Genomic DNA, 15,679 nt, shown 5'->3' with positions numbered 1-15,679 from the left:
CGGTAACTGGTTGAAGCCTCCGCCCTAAAGGCCTAGATGGCACCTTAAAGCCCCATAGATCGGAAGGATTGAGCCATGGAACGCATCACGATCGATATCGTCTCGGACGTCGTTTGTCCGTGGTGCTATCTCGGCAAGGCTCGGCTGGAGCTGGCAATCGCCGAGGTGCAGGACGAAGTGGGCGTCGACATCAACTGGCGGCCCTATCGCCTCAATCCCGACTATCCGCCCGAAGGCGTCGACCAGAAGACGGCGCTTGAGCAGAAGCTCGGCGGCGCCGAGCGCGTCGCGCAGGCGCACAAGATGCTGACCGATCTCGGCCGCGAAGTGGGCATCAAGTTCGATTTCGAAGCGATCAAGATCGGCCCGAACACGCTTGACGCCCATCGCCTCATCCAATGGGCAGGCACCGAGGACCGCGAGAAGCAGGAAAAGGTGGTCACCGCCCTGTTCAAGGCCAATTTCGAAGAAGGCCGCAATGTCGGCGATCATGCCGTGCTGCTGGACATCGCCGAAAAGGCCGGCCTCGACCGCTCCGTCATCGCCACCCTGCTCTCCTCCAACGCCGACCGCGATCTCATCGTCGGCGAAATCGACGCCGCCCAAAAGATCGGCGTCAACGGCGTGCCCTTCTTCATCTTCGACCAGCAATATGCGGTGAGCGGTGCTCAAACGCCTGACGTTCTGGTTGGGGCGCTGCGGGATATCGCCAAGCTAAAGGCGGAAGCGCGGGCTGGGATGAATTGAGCGTATTCCTATTTCCATCGTTAGGGAGCAAAGGTTGACGACCATTTTAGAGAGGTGGGAGACCGCTTTGTGCCAATTGTGGAGCCTTAATTTCTAGATTCGAGGCTTTCCCGTCGCATTCCAGTTTTCTCTCGTGGTCAGATAGATTGCAATCAGTGCGTAGTTTTCCTCGGAGGCACGAAAATTCGGCTTAAGGTAAGCGCAGCCTCCCGGAAAAAGATCTTCATCTTGTTAGGTATCGCGTCGCCAATTTCACCGCTCCAATATTATGGCCGTTAGCCAGATCTTATTGTAGGGGTGATAGATGTGAATACTAGCCCAGACTATTGCAGGGCTGCATATGCCGCAGAGGAGCGCTGGCGTGTCGGAGAACTTCAATTATATCTCCTTTGGCAACCGGGACTATCTAGACGGGGATGAAATTGACCTCACCATGAGCAGAGGTCGCATGTTCGAATATACCCCTACAGATATCGAGAAGCGGCTCGAGGGGGTTGGATCGACCGCCATAGACTTTCTTGAGAAGTTGCCGACATTCTTATGTAGCGAGATTTCAAAAGATTTGGGCTTCGTGTCGATGCTGATCAAGTACGGTCACATAGGACAGACGCAAGCAGACAGAAAAGAGGTTTCGACCCGTTTTAAGGTGGTGATCGATTTTGGAGAGGTAAAGTTTGATAGCGTAGAAGAGGCTAAAGAGCTCTTCGGGGCTGACGGATTTCAGCTCTACCGGACGCACTGGGCCGTTCGATCGGGTGATTTTCGAGACATTCTTAGGAAGATTGCGCAAGCTTATCCAGAGTTTCATGGCGCTATCGAACAACAGCTAACTCCCGATGAGACAACCGTCGTTGCCGAGCCTCCGGTGCGCGAGAAGAATATCATCGGTGTAGCAGATAGCGTTGAGATTTTCCTTGGCTTACTCCATGGATTGCCCGTTAATACCTCGATGGAAAACTTCTATCGTGGACATGAGGATGCGAGCTTTGAGTTGACGCCTTCGCTTCTCAGGAAATGGCCGGATGGAGCATGGAAATACATGCCGAACGAGGATCGGCTCTGTAAGGAATTACTCATAGCGCATTATGACGAATTCCAAGGCGATCAATATTGCTTTGACCGCCTGGTTCGTATGCAGCACTACGGGCTACCCACCCGCCTGTTGGATATCTCCGGCAATCCACTAATGGCGCTATTTTTTGCCTGTTATTGCAGGGAAGATCTTATGAACAGTGACGGAGAAGTCATCATATTCCGTATCGAGCGTGAGAAGATCAAATACTACGACTCTGATACTGTGAGTTGCTTATCCAATTTGTCCAATCTCACTAACAGCCAAAAGAGCGAAATTAATCTCGGTATGGAGTTGATCCAGTTTAACAATGAAGATGTCGCTCACAAGCTACTTCACCATATCAAATCGGAAAAAAGCTACTTTGAAGGTCGCATCCAGCCCGATGATCTCGGCTCCATCCTCTGTGTCAAAGCTAAGAGGACGAACAGTAGAATAAAATCTCAGTCCGGTGCATTCCTCCTATTTGGACATGAGGCGATATTGCCGGAAGTTGGCACCGACGGGATTGAAATCGCTCGAATAGGGATCACGAACAAGAAGCATATCCTCGCCCAACTCGACAGCATCAATATTAATGCAACAACGGTTTACCCGAGCATAGATCAAACTACAGTTCATCTCCGCGACCGATATTTGCAGCCGCAATCGACTTGAGTGCAGTCTGTATTGCGAGAGCTAGCTCACTCTTGGAGGTTTAAAATACACGTGGAGTGACAAGGTTGCCTATAGCATGAGCTCCCATAGCCAGACCCTTGACGGGGAATATTATTGACTTTTGTCCTCGGCCCAACACGCCAGTATCCGTATCGAATCGCGAGTTGCTGCTGATGGTATTTGCTACATACCATCGCACCCACTACTTCGCCAATTCCGCCAACTGCGTCATCACCACAGCCGCGCCCTGGAGCCGTTTTTCCGGTGATGGCAGGTCGCGGGTCAGGAAGACGCTCTGGTCGGGGCGTATCTTTGCCATGGTGCCTTGCTTGGCGATATAGCCGACGAGGTTGGCCGGGTTCGGGAATTCCTTGTTGCGGAACTGCACGACGACGCCCTTCGGGCCGGCGTCCAGCTTTTCGACATTGGCGATGCGGCAAAGCGACTTGATGTAGACGATCTTCAGGAGATGCTGCACCTCCAGCGGCATCGGGCCGAATCGATCGATCATTTCGGCACCGAAGCCGTCGATCTCCTTGATCTCGGTGATCTCGCCGAGGCGGCGATAGAGCGCCATGCGCAGATGCAGGTCCGGCACGTAATCGTCGGGGATCATGACAGGCGTGCCAACGGAAATCTGCGGCGACCAGCCGGTATCCTGGATCTCGTCGACGCCCTTGACCTCGGCGACAGCCTCTTCAAGCATTTGCTGGTAAAGCTCGAAGCCCACTTCCTTGATGTGACCGGACTGTTCTTCACCAAGCAGATTGCCGGCGCCGCGGATATCGAGATCGTGGCTTGCGAGCTGGAAGCCGGCGCCGAGCGTGTCGAGCGACTGCAGCACCTTCAGGCGGCGCTCCGCGGTCGTCGTCAGAACCTTGTTGACCGGCAAGGTGAAGAGGGCGAAGGCGCGCACTTTCGACCGACCGACGCGGCCGCGCAACTGATAGAGCTGCGCCAGGCCGAACATGTCGGCGCGGTGGACGATCAGCGTATTGGCCGTCGGCACGTCGAGACCGGATTCGACGATGGTAGTCGACAGCAGCACGTCATAACGGCCTTCATAGAAGGCGTTCATGATGTCTTCGAGCTCACCGGCCGGCATCTGACCATGCGCGACAGCCACTTTCAGCTCCGGCACATCCGACTGCAGGAAGGCGTGGATGTCGGCGAGATCGGCCAGGCGCGGGCAGACATAGAAGCTCTGGCCGCCGCGATAATGCTCGCGCATCAGCGTCTCGCGGATGACGAGCGAATCGAAGGGCGAGATGAAGGTGCGCACCGCCATGCGGTCGACCGGCGGGGTGGTGATCAGCGACAGTTCACGCACGCCGGTCATGGCGAGCTGCAGCGTGCGCGGAATCGGCGTTGCAGACAGCGTCAGCACATGCACGTCGCTCTTCAGCTCCTTCAGCCGCTCCTTGTGCTTGACGCCGAAGTGCTGCTCCTCGTCGATCACCAGTAGGCCGAGATTGGCGAACTGGATGCCGGAGCCAAGCAGCGCATGCGTGCCAACGACGATATCGGTCTTGCCATCGGCCACTTCCTTCTTGGTCAGCGCCAGATCCTTGGCGCCGACAAGGCGCGAGGCCTGCTGGACGCGGATCGGCAAGCCACGGAAGCGCTCCGAGAAGGTCTTGAAATGCTGGCGGGCAAGCAGCGTCGTCGGCACGACGACGGCGACCTGTACGCCATTCATGGCGGCCACGAAGGCGGCGCGCAGCGCCACTTCAGTCTTGCCGAAGCCGACGTCGCCGCAGACGAGGCGGTCCATCGGCCGGCCAGCGCCGAGATCGTCGCGCACCGCGTCGATGGCGTTCATCTGATCTTCGGTCTCGTCATAGGGGAAGCGGGCAGCAAACTCGTCGTAAAGCCCTTCCGGCGAGGTCAGCACCGGCGCATGCCGCGTCAGGCGCTCGGCCGCGACGCGGATCAACGCGCCGGCCATGTCCAGCAGGCGCTTCTTAAGCTTGGCCTTGCGCATCTGCCAGGCGCCGCCGCCCAGCTTGTCGAGCTGCGCCTCCGTGCCCTCGCCGCCGTAGCGCGACAGGAGATCGATATTTTCGACCGGCAGGAACAGTTTGGCATCGTCGGCATATTGCAGCTCGAGGCAGGCATGCGGCGCGCCGGCCGCCTCGATGGTCCGGAGGCCGACGAAACGGCCGATACCGTGTTCGGCATGGACGACGATGGAACCCTCGTCCAGACCAGCCACTTCGGAGATAAAATCGGCGGCGCGTTTGCGGCGTTTGGAGCGGCGCACCATGCGGTCGCCAAGAATGTCCTGCTCGCCGATGACGACGAGATCGCCGGCCTCGAAGCCTGCTTCCAGGCTCAGCACGGCGGCGGCCGCCTCGCCCTTCTCCAGCGATCCAATATCCTTGAAGGCTTCGATCGTCTTGACGCGGGCAAGCCCGTGTTCGGCCAGCACCTGTAAAAGGCGATCGAGCGAACCTTCCGTCCAGGCCGATATCAAGACCTTGCCGCCGGCGGCGCGGCGGTCGGCGATGTGCTTGACCACGGCATCGAAGACGTTGACGCGCTCGCTATCGGCACTCTCGGTGGAGGATCGTGCCCAGCGCGGCCCCTGACGGGCGTCGACACTGACGACGCGGCGCGCCTCGCCCTCATGTTCATTGAAGGGCGAGATGCGCATAGCATTGAAGGCATCGAGTGCCTTGGCGAAGGTATTGCCGTCAAGATAGAGCTGGCCGGGCGTTACCGGCTTGTAGGGCGTGCCCTGCGCCATCTGCCCCTTGGCCGCCTGCCCGGAATTCAGACGGGCATCGTAATAGTCGAAGACGAGCTTGGAACGCTCTTCGGCCGCTTCGCGCACCGTGTGATCGGTGACCAGCCGGAAGCCGCGGAGATAGTCGAAAACCGTCTCCAGCTTCTCATAGAACAGCGGCAGCCAGTGTTCCATGCCGGCATAGCGACGTCCCTCCGAGACAGCGACATAGAGGGCGTCGTCGCGCGTCGCCGCGCCGAAAGCTGAAAGATAGTTCTTGCGGAAACGGCTGATCGTATCCGGCGTCAGCGTCACTTCGCTCATCGGGTTGAGGTCGAGGGAGCGGATCTGGCCGGTGGTGCGCTGGCTGGCGGGATCGAAACTGCGGATGCTTTCCAGCGTGTCGCCGAAGAAATCGAGGCGCACCGGCTCTTCCGTACCCGGCACGAAAACATCGAGAATGCCGCCGCGCACGGCATATTCGCCGACTTCGCGCACCGTCGCGACACGATCGAAGCCGTTGCGCTCCAGACGGCCGGCGATGTCATCCATATGCACCTGATTGCCCGGCCGGGCAGAGAAGGCCAGGCTCTCGATCACATCCTGCGGCGCCACCTTCTGCAGCATGGCATTGACCGTCACCAGGACGATCGCGGCATGCGGCTTGTGATGGTGGGCGATCAGACCGGAGAGCGCTGCCAGGCGGCGGGCCGAGGTGTCGGAACTCGGCGAAACGCGGTCATAGGGAAGGCAGTCCCAGGCGGGCAGCGTCAGGACCGGAATATCGGGCGCGATGAAACCGAGCATCTGTTCGACGTCGGCCATGTGCTGGCCATCGGACATGACATAGGCAACCGGTTGGCCTGTTTTCGCCAGCTCGGCCAGCAGAAAAGGCTCCAGGCCGGCGGGAACATGGCCAATCGTCAGCGGCTCGCTTGCCGCGATCAGTTTCTTCGCGTCGAAACCAGGGATCATCTGGTTATCCCAAGCTTTTCGGCGACCTGCTCGAAATCGGGCTGGTAGGCGGCAAGGCGTATGAATAACGGCGTCCGCAGATGCTCCGGCACCGGCTGCGTTCCGAGTATCCATTTGACGAGATCGTTGTCTTCCTCGGCCATGATGCGCTCGAGTTCATCGAGTTCGGCCTCGGCAAGCCGGGGCAATTCGTTGTCGGCGAACTGACCGAAAACAAGATCCATCTCGCGGATACCGCGGTGCCAACAGCGAAAGAGAATGCGCCGGCGGCGGGGATCGAGATCGGCACTGCTGAGAGTCAGCCCAGTCATCAAAAACACCTTTATGTTGATGGGTCTCTATAAAACCAGCCTTGAAAGGTGGGAACCGGTTTTTCGGAAAAAAGCATGCCGAGCGCAATTTTCCGGGGAGTATGTGCCTCCTAGAAGCTCGCATGACCCTCAGGCCTTGCCAAGCCACCCTCCCCGTCGCATTTTGCCGGCCATGCGACCCGCCATCCTCGATCCGCTGTTTACCTCCGTCTCTTCGCTGCCCGGCGTCGGGCCGAAGATTGCCGAACTGCTGGTGAAGCTGCTCGATCGGGAAAGCATCGACGACTGCCGGGTCATCGACCTGCTCTTTCATGCGCCGCATTCCATCATCGACCGGCGTGAGCAGCCGGGCATTGCGCGGGCGCCGCAGGGCGCGATCGTCACCATCACCGGCCGCGTCGACCGCCACCAGCCGCCGCCGAATGCGCGCAGCAACGTGCCCTACCGCGTCTTCCTGCATGACGAAACCGGCGAACTCGGTCTGGTATTCTTCCGCGGCAAGGCGCAATGGCTGGAAAAGCAACTGCCGATCGATGAAGTAGTGACCGTCAGCGGCAAGGTCGACTGGTTCAACGGCCGGCCGTCGATGGTGCATCCGGACTACATCATGCGCGAAAGCGAGGCGGAGAACCTGCCGTTGGTCGAGCCGGTCTATCCCCTTACCGCCGGGCTCTCGCCGAAATTCCTGCGCAAGACCATCGAAGCGGCCACAACGCGCATACCGGAACTGCCGGAATGGGACGATGCGGCGCTCACACAGAAGCAAGGCTTTCCCTCGATTTCAGACGGCTTCCACATGCTGCATGCGCCGCGGGATGCTGCCGATATCGATCCGCAGGCGCCAGCCCGCCGCAGGCTTGCCTATGACGAATTCCTGGCTGGGCAGTTGTCGCTGTCGCTTGTGCGCCAGCGTCTGCGCAAGGTTGCCGGCCAGCCCGTGCGTCCTACGGGAACAATCAGCCGGAACATATTGGAATCCCTTCCCTTCTCCATGACGAACAGTCAGAAGGAAGCCGTGGCCGATATTCTCAAGGACATGGCGGGCACGGAGCGCATGCTCCGGCTGCTGCAGGGCGATGTCGGCGCCGGCAAGACGCTGGTGGCATTGATGGCGATTGCCGCGGTCATCGAAAGCGGCGGCCAGGCGGTGTTGATGGCGCCGACCGAAATCCTGGCGCGACAACATCATGCGACGATCTCGAAATTTGCCGCCAGTGCCAATCTTACCGTCGAAGTGCTGACGGGCCGTACCAAAGGCCGCGAGCGCGACGCCATCCTGGAACGCATCGCGTCCGGCGAAGCGCAGATCGTCATCGGCACGCACGCGCTGTTTCAGGATAGCGTGAGCTACGCCAATCTCATGCTGGCCGTCGTCGACGAGCAGCACCGTTTCGGCGTGCACCAGCGCTTGCGGCTGACGGCGAAGGGCATCTCGCCGCATATGCTGGTCATGACCGCCACGCCGATCCCACGCACACTGGTACTTGCCGCCTTCGGCGATATGGACGTTTCCAAGCTCACCGAGAAGCCCGCCGGCCGCAAGCCGATCCAGACGATCACCATTCCGACCGAGCGAACCGGCGATATCGTTGCACGGTTGAAGAGCGCTTTGTCCGAAGGCAAAAAAGCCTATTGGATATGCCCACTTGTCGAGGAAACCGAAGAATCTGATTTAATGTCGGTCGAAGAACGGCATGCGAGCTTGACCAAGGCGCTGGGGCCTGGGATCGGGCTCATTCACGGCCGCATGAGCGGACCGGAAAAAGATGCCGTGATGATGGCGTTCAAGAATGGAGATATCCGCCTGCTGGTCGCCACAACGGTGGTCGAGGTCGGCGTCGATGTGCCGGACGCGACGATCATGGTGATCGAGCATGCCGAGCGTTTCGGTCTGGCGCAGTTGCACCAGTTGCGCGGGCGCGTCGGACGTGGCGACGAGGCGTCCACCTGCATCCTGCTCTATAAGGGCCCGTTGGGTGAAACTGGTCATGCCCGGCTGTCGATCATGCGCGACACCGAGGACGGTTTCCGCATTGCCGAGGAGGATCTGAAGCTGCGTGGTGAGGGCGAGTTGCTCGGCACGCGCCAGTCCGGAACGCCCGGCTTCCGCATCGCCAGCCTCGAGGCCCATGCCGATCTCCTGGAAATCGCCCGCAAGGACGCCGCCTATCTGATCGAGCGCGATCCGGAGCTGACGGGTGAGCGTGGCATGGCTGTGCGTACCCTGCTCTATCTCTTCCGCCGCGACGAGGCGATCCGTTTTCTGAGAGCGGGATAGGTGGATGGACGCGGCAATCGCGTCCATCCAAATCATAGGCCGTTACTTGGCCGAAAGGCCGGGGATCGTGACCTGGAACACCTGGAACATGGTGTCGACATCAGCTCCACCATCGCCCTTATAGGCCGCGCCAACCTGGAAACCGTCCTGGGTCAGGAAGTCGTTGTCGTTGGCGACGAACAGGAAGTAATCGTCCGGCAGTTTCGGATCCATGACGCTCAGGAGCGACATGGCTTCCCACTTTTCGGAGAGATTGTTGCGATCGTTCGGCGCACCATTGTGGAGGCCGAAGCGAGCGAGATCGGCGCTGTCGTTGATGTCGATGAACTGGCTCACAGCCGCCGGCTTCACCGAGGGATCGACGACACCCTTGGGAGCGACCGGCTTATCGGCATCGAATGCCGTGCCGTGAATATCGGTTGCGGCTGAGACATCGACAATGTCGATGCTGCGATAGAGCGACTTATCGCCCTTCACGCCGTAGCCGTTGTTGCTGTCGCGGGCCAGCATGAGGAAGGTCTGCGGCGAGAGAGCCACGATTTCGCTCTGGGCGGCGACGGCCGTCTTGCCCTTGGCGTCGGTGAAGACCGGCAGCGGCACGACATATTCATGCACCAGCTTCAAATGGGCCAGATCGGTGGCATCGTAGACCAAAGTGCGGGTGTTCTGGCGCGTCGAGCTGGAATCGCCGCCATCCTGGCGGGTTGCGGACTGCAGCACGGCAATCAGGAACTTGCCGTCCGGCGTCAGGGACATGCCTTCTAGGCCCTGATTGTTCTGGCGGCCGCTGGTCGGATCCTTCGGGTCCGGAGCGGATTCGCCAGGACCGGGATTGTTGGAGGCGAAGTTGACGGCACCATTGCGCATCGGCAGCAGCGCAGTCGGCGGCGGGGTTGCGGCCATCATGCGGCCATCGGCGGCGAAGCGATAGATATAGGGGCCATACTCATCGCTGATGAACATGGTGCCATCGGGCAGTCGGGCGACGGCTTCGGTATCGAGCGAAATCTTGCCGTTCGGCGCTTGAGGCAGCAGCGGCATGCCATCAGCCGGCTGACGGGTGCCGTTAGCCGGATCGAGACCGGTCGTGTCGGCGCCCTTGTTGTCGGTCAGCAGCACGGTGTCGGCGAGCTTGGCATCGACGCCAGACTGTTCCTTGCCGACCGGCGGTGTTGCGCCCGGAGCAACCGGCGTCAACTGGACATCGATGGTGTTGAGACGCGGGCGATAGTCGGTCGTGCCGACAGCATTGTAGCCGCGGTCGGGCAATAGCCACAGCGAACCTTTGTAGGAACCATCGGCATTGCGCACCCAGCTCTTGGTGTCGATGGACATACCCGAACCGGAGCCGAAGGTCTCGCCGAACTTGTCGCGCAGATTGGCCGGGATACGGCCAACGGCGACGCGGCCCTTGTTGACCAACATGACGCCGCCGACGGCGACGGAGCTATCGGCGAGGGCAGCGATCGGCGCGGAGAAAACAAAAGTGGCGAGCGCTGCGGAGAGCAGCGGCAATGTCATTGAACGCACGTTTTTCAAGGCAATATCCTCCTGATGAAAAAGCCCTTTTTGCTGGAACGGCATTCACCTTCAGACACGGCCAAAGCCGTGTCGAACGATGCATCCGGTTCTAGTGATCCGGACTTCGACAATGAGGTGCGCCCCGATTGCCTTTCCGGCAGACGGTCTAAGACGGCAACATGATAAGGACATGACAACTCGCCCCAAACGCGTGGGCGAGAGAGGAAGAGATCAGAAAAAGCGTAGTTCTAAGACAGCGTTTTTACGGGGACAGGCGCCGGCGGCGGCAGTTCCTTGCCGATCAGCTTTTCCCGATATTCCGGCGAAACCAGGCCGCCGGAGATCAGCAGTTTGGCGCCATCTTCCGGGCTCATGTCGAGGATCGTGATTTTTTCACGCGGCACGAAAACCAGGAAGCCGGCTGTCGGGACGGGCGTCGGCGGCAGGAAAACGGCCACCATGTCATGCCCCATGGCGTTGAACCTCGAAGCGATCTCACCTTTGGCGTCGGTCGAGATGAACACCATCGACCAGAGGCCGGGGCTCGGATATTCGATGAGGCCGACCTTCTTGAAAGACGTGCCCTGCTCCTTCAGCACGCTTTCGAAAATCTGCTTCACGCTCTTGTAGATGGTTCGCACCAGCGGCACGCGCTGCACGATCGATTCGCCGAAGCGGACGATGCTCTGACCGATCAGGTTTTTGGCGAGGAAACCGACGATCGTGATGAAGATCATAGCGATCACTAGGCCAGTGCCGGGAACGGCGAAATTCAGATAGCTCTCGGGATCGTAGCGCGCCGGAATATAGGGCCTGACCCAGCTATCTGCCCAGTGGACCACCGACCAGGTGAGCCAGAGCGTAATGGCGATTGGCGCGCAGATAATCAGGCCCGCCAGGAAATTGTTTCTGATCCGCGTTGCCACAGACACTTTGATGGGTCTATCCGTCATTCGCCGTTCGAAAACTCCGTTCCGTCGCCACCGCTAACCGGCAAATTCCCCCACCATCTCCTATGTGAAACGTGCCAGAAATCGGCACGTAGCACAACCCGCCAGTCACGTCATCGGCGGGATCAGAGCCCCGTTCACGACGACGTTATTTTAGGAAAACAGCGGGGAATGCAGCCTATTCCACCGTCACCGACTTGGCCAGATTACGCGGCTGATCGACGTCCGTGCCCATGAAGACAGCGGTGTGATAGGCGAGCAATTGGATCGGCAGCGAGAAGATCATCGGCGCGATGATTTCATCGACAATAGGCAGGGTAATCGTCGCCATGGTCGGCAGGGTAGAAGCCGCTGCCCCCGCCTCGTCGGTGATGAAGATGATGCGGCCGCCGCGCGCCGCTACTTCCTGCATATTGGAGACGGTCTTATCGAAGAAGCGGTCGTAGGGAGCGATGACGATAACAGGCATGTTCTCGTCGATCAGCGCGATCGGACCGTGCTTCAACTCACCGGCGGCATAGCCTTCGGCGTGGATGTAGGAGATTTCCTTGAGCTTCAGCGCACCTTCCATGGCCAGCGGGAAGCTGGTGCCACGGCCGAGATAAAGCACATCCTTGAATTTGGAGATCTCGCGGGCAAGGCTTTCCATCTGCGGCTGGATGATATTCAGCACCCGGGCCATGATGCGCGGCATCTCGACGAGATGGCCCACCATCGCCTGTTCATCCTCGGCGCTGACCGTACCACGCGCTTTGCCGGCGCCGATTGCCAGAGACGCCAGGACTGCAAGTTGGCAGGTGAAGGCCTTGGTCGAGGCAACGCCGATTTCGGGGCCGGCCATGATCGGGAAGACGGCATCGGATTCGCGCGCGATGGTCGATTCCTTGACATTGACGACGGCACCAATCTTCAGGCCATTGTCCCTGCAGTAGCGCAGCGACGCCAGCGTATCGGCCGTTTCGCCGGACTGCGAGATGAACAGCGCGGCTTGCGATGGCAAGAGCGGCATCTCGCGATAGCGGAATTCGGAGGCGACATCGATCTCGACCGGCAGACGGGCATAGCGCTCGAACCAATATTTGCCGATCAGGCCGGCGAGATAGGCCGTGCCGCAGGCTGAGATCGCGAGGCTGGATACGGCGTTGAAATCGATCGACGACGCATTCGGGTGCACCCGATGGCTGCCAAAATCGACATAATGGCTGAGCGCGTGAGAGATCACCTCCGGCTGCTCGTAAATTTCCTTTTCCATGAAGTGGCGATGATTGCCCTTGTCGACAACATAGGCGGTCGCCTGCGATATCTGCCGAACGCGGTTGACCTCCCGGCCGCTGAAGTCGACGACCGTGGCGCCAGCGCGGGTGATGATCGCGCAGTCGCCATCGACCAGATAGGTGATCTCGTTGGTAAAGGGCGCCAGCGCGATGGCGTCGGAGCCAAGGAACATCTCGCCATTGCCGAAACCGATGGCGAGCGGCGGGCCGGAACGGGCCGCCATCAGCGTGTCGGGATCGTTCTGGAACATGACGACCAGTGCATATGCACCAGTGACGCGGTTCAGCATCTTCAGCATGGCTGCGCGCGGATCGAGGCCCTGGCGGAGATATTTCGCCAGGAGATGCGCAACGACTTCCGTATCGGTCTGGGTGGCGAAAATCCTGCCCTCGGCCTTCAATTCTTCGCGCAGCTCGGAGAAGTTCTCGATGATGCCATTGTGGACGACGGCGACGCCTTCGACAAAATGCGGATGGGCGTTGGTTTCGTTGGGAACGCCATGCGTCGCCCAACGGGTGTGAGCAATGCCAGTTGCGCCGGGCAGCGGCTCGACGTCCAGCCGCTTTTCGAGATTGAAGAGTTTTCCTTCGGCGCGGCGACGATCCATGACGCCGTTATGAATGGTGGCAACGCCAGCCGAATCATAGCCGCGATATTCGAGACGCCGCAAGGCATCCACCAATCGCTCCGCCACAGGCTTCGTTCCGACGATCCCGACAATGCCGCACATGCAATTCTCCGTCTGCCCAAAATATTGGAGCAAGTCCTAATGATTCTAATCGTTTTCTCAATCGCCGCGATGGTCACTTTCGATTTCTGACCGTTACGCGACCCTACCGCGCCGAGGCATCCAAAGGATGCGTTGCGGACACAGCAGGACTTTAGAGTAGCGCACAATCCTTTCCTTAAATCGATTCCGATTTAAGGGCTCCTGCGCTGGACTTTAGGCTTAGTGGCTGCCCTTCTTCGCCGCCTTGATGGCTAAGGCCCGATCGCGGATGACCTTGGCACGGCCAGGTTTTACCTCCTGGCGAGCGCGTCCGAAGGCCAGCGCTTCCGCCGGGACATCCTCGGTGATGACACTGCCCGAGGCGACATAGGCGCTGTCGCCAATGCGCACGGGCGCCACCAGCGACGAGTTCGAACCGATGAAGCTGTTTGCGCCGATATGGGTCTCGTGTTTGTTGACGCCATCATAGTTGCAGGTAATCGTGCCAGCGCCGATATTGCTGCCGGCCCCGACGGTCGCGTCGCCGATATAGGTCAGATGGTTGACCTTCGCGCCCTCAGCTATCTTGCCGTTCTTCACCTCACAGAAATTGCCGACCTTTGCACCGTCGGCAAGATCCGCACCCGGACGCAGCCGCGCGAAGGGGCCAACCGTGGCGCCTGCGCTGACGTGGGCGCCTTCGATATGCGAGAAAGCGTGGATGACCGCACCGCCATCGATGACGGCGCCGGGACCGAAGACGACATTCGGCTCGATCAGCGCGTCCTGGCCGATCACCGTGTCATAGGCAAGAAACACTGTTTCCGGCGCGATCATGGTGACGCCCGAAAGCATCAGCTCGTGACGCCGCCGCTCCTGCCAGAGGCGTTCGATAAAGGCGAGCTCCGCACGGTTGTTACAGCCGGTCATCTCCACTTCGGGCGCGTCGACGGCGACTGCACGGCCGCCGAGGGAGCGGGCGATCTCGACAAGATCGGTCAGATAATATTCGTGCTTGGCATTGTCGTTACCGATGCGGTCGAGAAGGTCGAGCGCCTTGCGGCCGTTGATCGCCATCAGGCCGCTGTTGCACCAGGTGACCGCGAGCTCGGCATCGGTCGCATCCTTCGCTTCGCGGATGGCGATCAACTCACCATCCTTGACGAGCAGCCGGCCATAAGCATTCGGATTTTCCGTATGAAAGCCGATGACGACGATGTCATTGCCTTCGGCAAGCCCACGGCGCGCTGCGCGAAGCGGCGCGTCGGTGAGCAGCGGCACGTCGCCATAGGCCACCAGAATATCGTCATAGCCCTCAGCAATCGCCTCACGAGCGGCGAGCACAGCATGCCCGGTGCCGAGACGCTCCTTCTGCAGATAGGCTTCCACCTTGACGCCGCCGACGGAGGCTGCGGCGGTGACCTCTTCCGCATTACGGCCGACGACGAGCGCTGCAGCGGAAATATCTGTCTTTGCGATCGCTTCCATCACATGCGCGATCATCGGACGACCGGCAATCGGGTGCAGCACCTTGGACATCGACGACTTCATACGGGTGCTGTCGCCAGCGGCGAGGATGATGGCGAGGCAGGTGCGTTCCATTTCAAGCTCCGAAAGATGCGGTCCGACACGGCCCAAGAACAGGCTTCGTCTCCTCATAGCAACTAGTTGAGCGGTGAACTACGGCGAATTTAGAGGTAGGCGTCAAGCGTCTACGAGTGCCGCGAAGGTTTGCTGAACATGCCGGCGGCCGTCGAAAATAACGAATTCCATCGCCTTGTGCGCCGCCGGTCCGTCATGGGCGGCGATGGCCTCCACGATGGCCATATGCGAATCGGCTATGTTGCCGAAGCCGTTGCTGGCGGGCGGCGCGCTCATCCGGAACATGCCAACGAGGGCTGCTTCGATCAGGCCGCCGAGCGTGCGCATGAAGGGATTGTGGGACGCTTCCGTGATTGCCAGATGAAAATGAAGGTCGGCGACGGCAAGGCTGTCTGGCGTGTGCTCCGGCGCAGCCATGGCCATCGCGAGCCGCCGAAGCGCCTCGATTTCCTCAGCGCTGGCGCGCTCCGCGACGAGGCTGGCGGCAAACGGCTCGAATGCCAAGCGAATGTCATAGAGATGAAGGAGGAACTCTTCGTTGACACCGCTTTCGAAGTGCCAGGTCAGCACTGCGGTGTCGAACATGTTCCAATGGATCTTCTCGGTGACGCGGGTTCCGACGCGGGCGCGCGGAACGACCAAGCCTTTTGCGGCCAGGGTCTTCATGCTCTCGCGCAGAACCGTACGCGACACCTTGAACCGCTGCAGAAGCTCGCTGTCACCGGGGAGAATGCTGCCTATGGGAAAGGCTCCCGACACGATCGCTTTTCCGAGATCATCCACGACCTGCGCATGGCTGGTTCGTGACTTTCTTTCGGTTTTTCTTGATTCAAGCAATCTGCTGCGCAAGCACT

Annotated in this window: 10 protein-coding genes; 3 read left to right on the top strand and 7 right to left on the bottom strand. The window is 59.8% G+C overall.

The features are described from left to right. Positions 1-75 precede the first annotated feature (75 nt). Both C9E91_RS09380 and C9E91_RS09375 read left to right on the top strand, forming a co-directional pair. The gene (locus C9E91_RS09380; RefSeq protein WP_028753186.1) at positions 76-747 is read left to right on the top strand and encodes a DsbA family oxidoreductase; all 672 of its coding nucleotides are present in this window, start codon (positions 76-78) and stop codon (positions 745-747) included. Positions 748-1,108: 361 nt separating this feature from the next. Then, positions 1,109-2,476 carry an FRG domain-containing protein gene (locus C9E91_RS09375; RefSeq protein WP_245407459.1) on the top strand — a complete coding sequence of 456 codons (1,368 nt, stop codon included), beginning with the start codon at positions 1,109-1,111 and terminating at the stop codon, positions 2,474-2,476. 202 nt (positions 2,477-2,678) lie between these two features. On the opposite strand, the gene mfd is transcribed toward C9E91_RS09375, so the two are convergent. Together mfd and C9E91_RS09365 are read right to left on the bottom strand one after the other, a co-directional pair. Then, positions 2,679-6,179 (bottom strand): transcription-repair coupling factor, encoded by a 3,501-nt coding sequence (gene mfd / locus C9E91_RS09370; RefSeq protein ID WP_107107997.1) that lies wholly within the window; start codon positions 6,177-6,179, stop codon positions 2,679-2,681. Further along, positions 6,176-6,490, bottom strand: coding sequence for an FAD assembly factor SdhE (locus C9E91_RS09365; protein ID WP_107107996.1), 315 nt, complete (start codon positions 6,488-6,490; stop codon positions 6,176-6,178). The genes mfd and C9E91_RS09365 overlap by 4 nt, the downstream gene beginning before the upstream one ends. 172 nt (positions 6,491-6,662) lie before the next feature. Here C9E91_RS09365 and recG point away from each other — a divergent pair, with 172 nt between their 5' ends. Beyond that, positions 6,663-8,768 carry an ATP-dependent DNA helicase RecG gene (gene recG, locus C9E91_RS09360; RefSeq protein ID WP_107107995.1) on the top strand — a complete coding sequence of 702 codons (2,106 nt, stop codon included), beginning with the start codon at positions 6,663-6,665 and terminating at the stop codon, positions 8,766-8,768. Between the two features lie 42 nt (positions 8,769-8,810). Here the strand turns inward: recG and C9E91_RS09355 are convergent, their stop codons facing one another. From C9E91_RS09355 to C9E91_RS09335, 5 genes are all read right to left on the bottom strand, one after another. Further along, entirely contained in the window at positions 8,811-10,307 is a 1,497-nt protein-coding gene (locus tag C9E91_RS09355; RefSeq protein WP_107108143.1) for an esterase-like activity of phytase family protein, read from the bottom strand. A 230-nt stretch (positions 10,308-10,537) separates the two neighbouring features. Beyond that, positions 10,538-11,242 carry a DUF502 domain-containing protein gene (locus C9E91_RS09350; protein ID WP_107107994.1) on the bottom strand — a complete coding sequence of 235 codons (705 nt, stop codon included), beginning with the start codon at positions 11,240-11,242 and terminating at the stop codon, positions 10,538-10,540. A 175-nt stretch (positions 11,243-11,417) separates the two neighbouring features. Continuing rightward, a complete protein-coding gene (gene glmS, locus C9E91_RS09345; protein ID WP_107107993.1) occupies positions 11,418-13,244 on the bottom strand; it encodes a glutamine--fructose-6-phosphate transaminase (isomerizing) in 1,827 nt (608 codons plus the stop codon). A gap of 219 nt (positions 13,245-13,463) precedes the next feature. Then, positions 13,464-14,825 (bottom strand): bifunctional UDP-N-acetylglucosamine diphosphorylase/glucosamine-1-phosphate N-acetyltransferase GlmU, encoded by a 1,362-nt coding sequence (glmU, locus tag C9E91_RS09340; protein ID WP_107108142.1) that lies wholly within the window; start codon positions 14,823-14,825, stop codon positions 13,464-13,466. 102 nt (positions 14,826-14,927) lie between these two features. Further along, a complete protein-coding gene (locus C9E91_RS09335) occupies positions 14,928-15,674 on the bottom strand; it encodes a FadR/GntR family transcriptional regulator (protein ID WP_107107992.1) in 747 nt (248 codons plus the stop codon). Positions 15,675-15,679 lie beyond the last annotated feature (5 nt).

Origin of the sequence: Rhizobium sp. SEMIA4064, assembly GCF_003025035.1 — a bacterium.
Taxonomy (GTDB): Bacteria; Pseudomonadota; Alphaproteobacteria; order Rhizobiales; family Rhizobiaceae; genus Rhizobium; species Rhizobium paranaense.
The sequence above is the reverse complement of the archived record's forward strand: the minus strand, read 5'-3'. Positions and strand labels throughout refer to the sequence as shown.